Here is a 438-nt window from a genome sequence, read left to right on the forward strand (position 1 = left end):
GTGCGCCCTGGACTGGCAATGATGAATGTGATGCTCCCGACTCTGATAAGCGCGAGAACCGGGGGTTTGAGGTCAGTGCCCCGGATGCGCATATTCGCCGGGCGCACGGCACCGAGCTTGAGAAGAAGCCGTGGGAGCGCATCCTGCGGCGCGGCTATAACTATGACGAGCCGGTCTTTAACGCTTCCGGGTTCTCAGAGCACGGGCAGATCAGCGGCGGCATTTCGGATGCGGGGCTGATTTTCGTGGCCTACCAGGCAGACCCGGTGGCGCAGTTTGTGCCTATTCAGAAACGGCTTGAACAACTGGATATGCTTAACACATGGACGGTTCCGGTGGGATCAGCCGTGTTCGCAATTCCTGCCGGGGTACGTGAGGAAGGCGGGTATATCGGCGAAAGCCTCTTCGCCTAGCCGTCCAGAATTTACGTACATACCT

The 438-nt window shown here is 58.7% G+C and carries 1 protein-coding gene; it reads left to right on the forward strand.

Annotated elements, in window-relative coordinates:
- The coding region (locus EAS64_RS42875; RefSeq protein ID WP_187366584.1) for a Dyp-type peroxidase at positions 1–413 on the forward strand (413 nt) is incomplete at its 5' end.
- Between the last annotated feature and the right edge of the window lie 25 nt (positions 414–438).

The organism is Trebonia kvetii, assembly GCF_007827045.1.
Taxonomy (GTDB): domain Bacteria; phylum Actinomycetota; class Actinomycetes; order Streptosporangiales; family Streptosporangiaceae; genus Trebonia; species Trebonia kvetii.